Source organism: Bifidobacterium sp. POST2/T3 (B1), assembly GCF_058197115.1.
In genome coordinates, this window is record NZ_JBVPQK010000123.1 from 1 (window position 1) to 7,188 (window position 7,188).

7 protein-coding genes are annotated in these 7,188 nt (G+C 61.1%); all 7 read left to right on the forward strand.

Going from position 1 to position 7,188, the window contains the following annotated elements; genetic code table 11:
• The first annotated feature begins 3 nt into the window (after positions 1-3).
• The gene (gene frr, locus AC0AP0_RS06925) at positions 4-558 is read left to right on the forward strand and encodes a ribosome recycling factor (RefSeq protein WP_445342598.1); all 555 of its coding nucleotides are present in this window, start codon (positions 4-6) and stop codon (positions 556-558) included.
• 26 nt (positions 559-584) lie between these two features.
• Positions 585-1,574 (forward strand): phosphatidate cytidylyltransferase, encoded by a 990-nt coding sequence (locus AC0AP0_RS06930; protein WP_490429863.1) that lies wholly within the window; start codon positions 585-587, stop codon positions 1,572-1,574.
• Between the two features lie 44 nt (positions 1,575-1,618).
• The gene (gene rlmN, locus AC0AP0_RS06935; protein ID WP_490429864.1) at positions 1,619-2,806 is read left to right on the forward strand and encodes a dual-specificity RNA methyltransferase RlmN; all 1,188 of its coding nucleotides are present in this window, start codon (positions 1,619-1,621) and stop codon (positions 2,804-2,806) included.
• Between the two features lie 114 nt (positions 2,807-2,920).
• A complete protein-coding gene (hisF, locus tag AC0AP0_RS06940) occupies positions 2,921-3,697 on the forward strand; it encodes an imidazole glycerol phosphate synthase subunit HisF (protein ID WP_490429865.1) in 777 nt (258 codons plus the stop codon).
• Between the two features lie 162 nt (positions 3,698-3,859).
• The gene (gene hisI, locus AC0AP0_RS06945) at positions 3,860-4,294 is read left to right on the forward strand and encodes a phosphoribosyl-AMP cyclohydrolase (RefSeq protein WP_490429866.1); all 435 of its coding nucleotides are present in this window, start codon (positions 3,860-3,862) and stop codon (positions 4,292-4,294) included.
• A 43-nt stretch (positions 4,295-4,337) separates the two neighbouring features.
• The gene (gene trpB, locus AC0AP0_RS06950) at positions 4,338-6,443 is read left to right on the forward strand and encodes a tryptophan synthase subunit beta (protein WP_490429867.1); all 2,106 of its coding nucleotides are present in this window, start codon (positions 4,338-4,340) and stop codon (positions 6,441-6,443) included.
• Positions 6,443-7,188: tryptophan synthase subunit alpha (trpA, locus tag AC0AP0_RS06955; RefSeq protein WP_490429868.1), on the forward strand; the 746-nt coding region annotated here is incomplete at its 3' end. The genes trpB and trpA, both read left to right, overlap by 1 nt.

Sequence of the window (7,188 nt, forward strand, 5' to 3'; positions counted from 1 at the left end):
ATCATGACCACAGTGGTGGACCAGGCCGGAAGGCAGATGGACAAGAGCATCGAGGCGACCAAGGAGAACTTCTCGGGTATCAGGACAGGGCGTGCCAACCCCTCCTTCCTCAACGACATCATGGTGGAGTACTACGGCACTCCTACACCCATCAAGTCGCTGGCATCCATTGGTGTTCCAGAGCCCCGCACCCTGGCCGTTACCCCCTTCGACCCCTCCCAGGCAGGCGCAGTCGAGAAGGCCATTCGTGATTCAGACCTAGGCGTCAACCCCAATCGTGACGGCAATGTCATCAGGGTCACCATGCCCGAGCTGACCGAGGAGCGCCGCCGGGACTATGTCAAGCTGGCCAAGAACAAGGCCGAGGAGGGCAAGGTGGCCGTCCGCAACATCCGGCGCAAGGTCAAGGAGGAGCTGGAGGCCAAGGTCAAGGACGGCGACCTGGGCGAGGACGAGGGCAACCGGCTGCAGAAGGAGCTGGAGACCGTCACCAAGCAGAAGAACGACACGATCGACCAGCTTTTGGATGCCAAGGAGAAGGAGATCCTCGAGGTCTGATCCCGCCTGGGGAGGATCCACACTTCATGAGTACCAAGGAAAGCTCTGCCGAGAAGGCAGGTCAGGATGCCGTCGCAACCCTGAACAAACGAACCGGACGCAACATGCCGCAGGCGGTGGCCACTGGCGCGCTTCTGGTGGTCATCATCCTGGCCTGCATCCTGGTGCGCATCGACGCATTCATCTACCTGATCGTGATCTTCATGACCCTGGGGCTCTGGGAGCTCAGGGTGGACTTTGCCACGGCGGGCCTGCATATACCGGTGGTCGAGCTCTGGATCTGCTCGGCGGCCACCATGCTGGCCTCCTTCTACGCGCCGGACCATGTGGCGGTCATGACCGCTGGAGTTCTGGTCACCGCCCTGGTCGGGGCTCTTGCGGCCACGCGCAACCATCACCTGGGCGGTCGGTTGGTCAAGGCGGTGAACGCCAAGCTGTCGGGCAAGGACGCGCAGACCATGGCCGATGCATCCTACGGCACCGCAGAGGGGGAGCCCCGTTCAAGCAGCCTGGCTAATGTGGGCGTCACCCTCCTGACCGTTGTCTACATCACCCTCCTGGCCTGTCTGATAACCCTGCCCACCACCTTCGGCGGGCATCCTGCCGCACACGCTTTCATGGTGATTTTCTTGCCTGCCTTGAGCGATATCGGCGGACTGCTCTTCGGCTCGCTCTTCGGCAAGCACAGGATCTCGCCCCGCATCTCTCCCGGCAAGTCCCTGGAGGGGCTGGTAGGCTCCATGCTCTGCTGCCTGATCGGCGCCCTGGTCATCTTTGCGGCTACCTATCCCATGACGGATTGGGGACGGATCTGGTGGGTCGCCCTGCTCATGGGCATCATGGTCGGAGCCACAGGCACCCTTGGGGACCTGAGCGCATCCTTGATCAAACGCGACCTTGGAATAAAGGACATGGGCCACCTGCTCAAGGGTCACGGCGGGGTGCTTGACAGGGTGGATTCCATCCTCATGTCCGCGCCATTCATCACACTGGTTCTTTTGATTACCGGCCTGTGACCGGAATTGATGGTCGGATGACTGATACAGGATGAGGTAGAGGTATGACAGATGTCGATTTGACCGGTGCCGAGCCTGAGACCGGCATCACCCCCGGAGGCAAGGATGGCGCCTTCCGGGACGTTCTGGCGGCCGACCATGCCCGACGAGGCAAGCCGCCGCGCCACTTTACCGACATGGACCGGAAGGAGCGCCAGGAGGTCTGCACTCAAATGGGCCTGCCTAAATTCCGGGTCTCGCAGCTGGCCAACCATTACTTCAACCATCTGTCCACCAATCCGGACGACTTCACTGACTTTCCCTCTGCCAGCCGCCAAGAGGCCGCACGCCGCTTCTTTCCTGAGCTGATCACCCCGGTCACCGTTCAGAAGGCGGATCAGGGGACGACCATCAAGACCCTCTGGGAGCTCTTCGACGGGTCCAGGATCGAGTCCGTGCTCATGCGCTACCCCTCCAGGGCCACCCTCTGCATCTCCAGCCAGGTCGGCTGCGGCATGGGTTGCCCCTTCTGCGCCACAGGTCAGCTTGGGTTGACCCGAAACATGTCGACCGGCGAGATTCTGGAACAGGTCAGGGCCGCCTCCCGGATGATGCGGTCCGGACAGGTTGCCGGAGGTCCGGGGCGCCTGAGCAACATCGTCTTCATGGGGATGGGCGAGCCCATGGGCAACTACCGGGCTGTCCTGTCCGCAGTCAGGCAGATCAGCGCCCTGCCGCCCAAGGGATTCGGCATCTCAGCCAGGAACATCACCGTCTCCACGGTCGGCGTGGTCCCCGGCATTCGCAAGCTGACCCGAGAGGGAATACCGGTCCGTCTGGCCGTCTCCCTCCATGCCCCCAGCGACAAGCTGCGCGACGAGCTGGTTCCCATGAACCGCCGCTTCAACACCACACAGGTCCTGGACGCGGCCCACGACTACTATCTGGCCAGCGGCAGGCGGGTCAGCATCGAGTACGCCCTGATGCGCGGCATCAACGACCAGGCCGAGCATGCCCGCCTCCTGGCCAAGCGCCTCAACCACTACGGGGACGACTGGGCGCACGTCAACCCCATACCCCTGAATCCGATTGAGGGGTCTCGCTGGACTGCATCCAAGCCCGAGGACGAGCAGCGCTTCCTGGACATCCTCCACAAGGCCGGCATCACTGCAACCATGAGGGACACCCGCGGATCTGACATCGACGGTGCCTGCGGGCAGCTGGCAGCCAAGGCCGTCAAGCTTCAGGCCTGATTCAGTGTTATGCAATGTGGTTATGCCATAGTGTGGACATGTCATGGTCTTCGGACACTGCAGAAGCTAAGGTCGTGACTCAAACAAATCGGTTCAGGCAGGAAGGCAGGTCGCATGACGGTAGCGGTTCGTGTCATTCCCTGCCTTGATGTCGACCAGGGCCGTGTGGTCAAAGGCGTCCACTTCAAGAACCTGCGAGATGCGGGTGATCCGGTCGAGCTGGCTTCCGCCTACTACCAACAGGGGGCCGACGAACTGACCTTCCTGGATGTGACTGCTTCGGGCAGCGGGCGAGCCACCATGGCGGACCTGGTCAAAAGCACTGCAGATCAGATTTTCATCCCACTAACCGTCGGCGGAGGCGTGCGCAGCCCGCAGGATGTCGATACTCTCCTGCGGTCAGGAGCCGATAAGGTTGGCATCAACACAGCAGCAATTGCCAACCCGCAGGTCATCGGCGACATCGCCCAGCGGTTCGGTCGCCAGGTTCTAGTGCTCTCGGTCGATGCTCGCCGATCCAATGCACAGGGCATTACCTCGGGATATGAGGTGACCACCATGGGCGGCCACCAGTCCACCGGCATTGATGCTATCGACTGGGTCAAGCAGGCCCAGGAACTCGGAGCCGGCGAGATACTTCTCAACTCCATGGATGCGGATGGCACTCGTCAGGGATTCGATCTGGAGATGATCGCCGACGTGCGCAGGGCAGTATCTCTTCCGCTCATCGCCAGTGGCGGAGCAGGCAAGGCCGCCGATTTTCCTCCTGCGGTCAAGGCTGGGGCCGATGCGGTCTTGGCTGCTTCCGTCTTCCATTTTGGTCAGGTGTCCATCCAGGACGTCAAGCAGGCGCTCCATGCGGCCGGGTATCCGGTTCGATGGCAGGCCTGAACCAATCCCGCAGAGAACTTCGGCACCACGCGGTGCACGGCGTTTGCAGGCCTTGTTGGCAGACATCGGGAAACTATACCCATACCATAAACAATAAATCGACAGGGTTATGTCGGACAAACCAGCTGAATCAATTAGCTGAATCAAGGAGAACGAGGATCAATGTCACAGTCTTCGAATGACCAGGAAGAACGTTTGGATCCGAACATAGCGTCTAGGCTCAAGAAGAACGATCAGGGCCTTGTGGCCGCTGTAGTCCAGCAGTATGACAGTCGCCAGGTGCTTATGGTCGGCTACATGGACGAGGAGGCCCTTAGACGGACCTTGACGACAGGAAGGGTCACATTCTGGTCCCGCTCCAGGCGGGAATACTGGCGCAAGGGTGACACCTCCGGGCATGTCCAATACGTTAAGGGAGTCAGCATTGACTGCGACGGGGACGCGCTTCTTATCGAGGTGGACCAAGTAGGGGCGGCCTGCCATACCGGGACCAGGTCGTGTTTCGAAGCCGGCGGACCGCTTCCAGTAGTGCAGGGCAATCGTACTCAGGCGGAAATGAATAGTGAGGAAGGGCCATCCAGTGCAGAAAGACGCTAAGGTTGTGGCAGGGAACACACAGGAAACTGGAGGGAAGGGCTCTATGACCGTCTTGGATGAACTGGTGGCCGGTGCCGTGGAGGATGCTAGGGGCCGGGTACAGAAGATTCCCTTGGAAAGCCTCAAGCAACAGGTCAGGAGCATGAAGCGCAAACCTCTGGATGCTGCCCGACTGCTCAGGGAGAGCGTCGGCATTCCGATTATCGCAGAAATTAAGCGCGCCTCGCCCTCCAAGGGGTATCTTGCAGACATCAAAAATCCTGCTGCCCTGGCCCGGCAGTACGCCAACGGGGGTGTCTCAGCCATATCTGTCCTGACTGAGGGCAGACGCTTCCTGGGGTCTTTGGAAGATTTGCGACAGGTCAGGCAGGCAGTGGGCATTCCCGTGCTCAACAAGAACTTCATCGTCTCCGACTATCAGGTCTGGGAATCCAGAGCCAATGGGGCCGATATGATCCTGCTAATTGTGGCGGCCTTGGATGACACCCGCCTTAAGCACCTGCTCGATCTGGCTGGGAGTCTGGGCATGACCGCCCTGGTCGAGACGCATGATCGTCAAGAAATTGAGCGGGCCATCGCGGCCGGCGCCAGGGTGATTGGCATCAACGCCCGCAACCTGAAAGACTTGAGCGTTGACGTTGACCAATATGCCCGTCTAGCTTCCAACCTGCCCAAGGATGTGGTCAAGGTGGCTGAGTCCGGAGTGTTCGGGACGGTCGAGCTGGAGCGGTACGCCCGGGCCGGGGCCGATGCAGTCCTGATAGGAGAAGGTCTGGTCACCTCCCAGGACCAGGAGGGGACGGTTCGCCTGCTGGTCCAGGCCGGCCATCGCTTCAAGGCCGCTGAGGCCAGACCCCTCTCAACCCATGACGGTCCCTATTTCGGCCCTTATGGCGGACGCTTCGTCCCTGAGGCCCTGGTGGGTGCCCTTGACGAGCTGGAGCGTGTATACAAGGAGGCCAAGGCAGATCCGGCCTTCCGTGAGGAGCTGAACAGACTCAACCGAGTCTATGTAGGGCGCCCTTCGGCTCTGACGCCTGCGCCTCGGTTCGCCAAGCTTATCAGCGACCGGGTCGGAGGCCAGGTCAGGGTCTTCCTGAAGAGAGAGGACCTGAACCATACGGGCGCCCACAAGATCAACAACGCCCTGGGTCAGGGGCTTCTGGTCAAGCGCATGGGCAAGACCCGCGTCATCGCCGAGACTGGAGCTGGTCAGCACGGCGTGGCCACGGCTACGGTCTGTGCCCTCCTGGGCTTCAAGTGCCGAATCTACATGGGGCAGGTCGACGCCCGTAGGCAGGCGCTGAACGTGGCCAGGATGCGGATGCTAGGAGCCGAAGTCGTCGAAGTGACCACAGGGACCAGGATTCTCAAGGATGCCATCAACGAGGCCCTGCGCGACTGGGTGACCAACGTGGAGTCCACCCACTACCTACTGGGCACGGTGGCCGGCCCCCATCCCTTTCCGACCATCGTCAGGGACTTTCAGAAGATCATCGGCGAAGAGGCCTCAGCTCAGCTGTCTGCGTATGGCATCGACCATCCTGATGGGGTTGTGGCCTGTGTCGGTGGAGGCTCCAACGCCATCGGCATCATGAACACTTTCCTGGACGATCCTCGTGTCTCCCTTTACGCATACGAGGCCGGCGGGAACGGGCCCAAGTCGGGCGAGCACGCCATCCGCCTGTCGCCAGGGACAGGTCAGGTCGGCGTCTTCCAGGGGACCAAGTCCTATCTGTTGGAGGATGACCAAGGCCAGACCATGGACACCTACTCCATCTCGGCCGGCCTGGATTACGCTTCGGTGGGACCTGAGCATGCCTGGCTGCACGACATGGGCCGGGTCAAGTATGACTACGCAACAGACAAGGAGGCCATGCAGGCTTTCAGCGACCTCTGCCGGACTGAGGGCATCATCCCTGCCCTGGAGTCCTCGCACGCCTTGGCCGGAGCCAGCAAGGCGGCCACCGACCTTTTGCGCAAGGGAATCAGGAATCCTGTCATCCTGATCAACATCTCGGGCCGAGGCGATAAGGATGTGGCCACTGCGGGCAGATGGTTCGGCTACCTGTCCGAGCAGGAGGCCAGCGCACTGGAAGCCCAGGCCGTGCATGGCAAGAGTGATCAAGCAGAAGAGGAGGCCCGATGATGGTCAACCAGCTATGGCAATGGCAGAAAGCCCCCGTGCAGCCCGTCCAGCCCAAAGGGTTCAGCCGCACGGCCAGCCCGGTGGCATCCACTTTGCAGGCCCTCCGGCAGCAGGGCAAGCCAGCCTTCATCGGCTACTTCCCCTACGGATTTCCCGACGTGCCAACATCCTTGGAGGCCATGCGGGTCATGGTGAAAAGCGGTGTCGACATCGTTGAGATCGGACTGCCCTATAGCGACCCGGTCATGGATGGCCCAGTGATCCAGGCAGCCAGCAAGTGCGCCATCGACAATGGCGTTAAGGTCGAGGGCGTCTTCGATGCGGTTCGCCAGGTCCAGGCGGACGGTGCAAGGGCTCTGGTCATGAGCTATTGGAATCTGATTCTCCATCATGGCGTAGCGGACTTTGCCCAGCGCATGGCTGAGGTCGGCGGGTCCGGGCTTGTCACCCCGGATCTGATTGTCGACGAATCTGGGGAATGGATAGAGCAGTCTGACCGCTATGGGCTTGACCGGGTCTATCTGGTTTCGCCCGACTCCACTGATGCACGTCTGCAGATCACTTCTCGAGCCGCCAGAGGATTCGTCTATGCGACCTCACGAATGGGCGTGACCGGCGAGCGAACAAGTATGTCCAATTCGGCCCAGAACCTGGTGGCGAGAGTCAGGCATGCGGGCGCTCCTTATGTGTGCGTGGGCATCGGGGTTTCGACCGCCCAGCAGGCCTCTCAGGTTGGCGCCTATGC

What these genes read in the sequence shown, in the direction of transcription:
- frr (WP_445342598.1), top strand. Translation starts at nt 4, where the DNA reads ATGACCACAGTGGTGGACCAGGCCGGAAGGCAGATGGACAAGAGCATC.
- AC0AP0_RS06930 (WP_490429863.1), top strand. Translation starts at nt 585, where the DNA reads ATGAGTACCAAGGAAAGCTCTGCCGAGAAGGCAGGTCAGGATGCCGTC.
- rlmN (WP_490429864.1), top strand. Translation starts at nt 1,619, where the DNA reads ATGACAGATGTCGATTTGACCGGTGCCGAGCCTGAGACCGGCATCACC.
- hisF (WP_490429865.1), top strand. Translation starts at nt 2,921, where the DNA reads ATGACGGTAGCGGTTCGTGTCATTCCCTGCCTTGATGTCGACCAGGGC.
- hisI (WP_490429866.1), top strand. Translation starts at nt 3,860, where the DNA reads ATGTCACAGTCTTCGAATGACCAGGAAGAACGTTTGGATCCGAACATA.
- trpB (WP_490429867.1), top strand. Translation starts at nt 4,338, where the DNA reads ATGACCGTCTTGGATGAACTGGTGGCCGGTGCCGTGGAGGATGCTAGG.